The organism is Macrococcus bovicus (assembly GCF_004359575.1).
Classification (GTDB): domain Bacteria; phylum Bacillota; class Bacilli; order Staphylococcales; family Staphylococcaceae; genus Macrococcus; species Macrococcus bovicus.
Genome location: NZ_SCWF01000033.1, coordinates 1 through 422, shown reverse-complemented (window position 1 = coordinate 422; position 422 = coordinate 1). Strand labels below are relative to the sequence as shown.

1 rRNA gene is annotated in these 422 nt (G+C 40.8%); it reads right to left on the bottom strand.

Going from position 1 to position 422, the window contains the following annotated elements:
- Positions 1 to 319 precede the first annotated feature (319 nt).
- Positions 320 to 422: ribosomal RNA gene (locus ERX55_RS11290) — 16S ribosomal RNA — on the bottom strand; the annotation flags it as partial.

The window sequence follows — 422 nt, the reverse complement described above, 5'->3', positions numbered from 1 at the left end:
CATCCACCGTGCGCCCTTAATAACTTAATCTGTTATTAATAATGTGATGTCTGTATGAATACAGACGCGCGATTTTTTTGAGAATTCAATCAATGAACTCACTCGGTTTTGCTTGGTAAAATCTTTTCTTCTTGCTTTATCTAGTTTTCAAAGTACAATCTGAATGTCATCCGCTTAAGGATTACACTTGCTTTAGCAAGTGCATAAGACCAGTCTGCAATCGGAGATTGCTGCTGCTCTAATAAACATTCAAAACTGAATACAATATGTCAGACGTCATTCCGAAGGAATCAAGATTCCTTTTCCGTATTATCCTTAGAAAGGAGGTGATCCAGCCGCACCTTCCGATACGGCTACCTTGTTACGACTTCACCCCAATCATCTGTCCCACCTTCGACGGCTAGCTCCTGTAAAGGTTACTC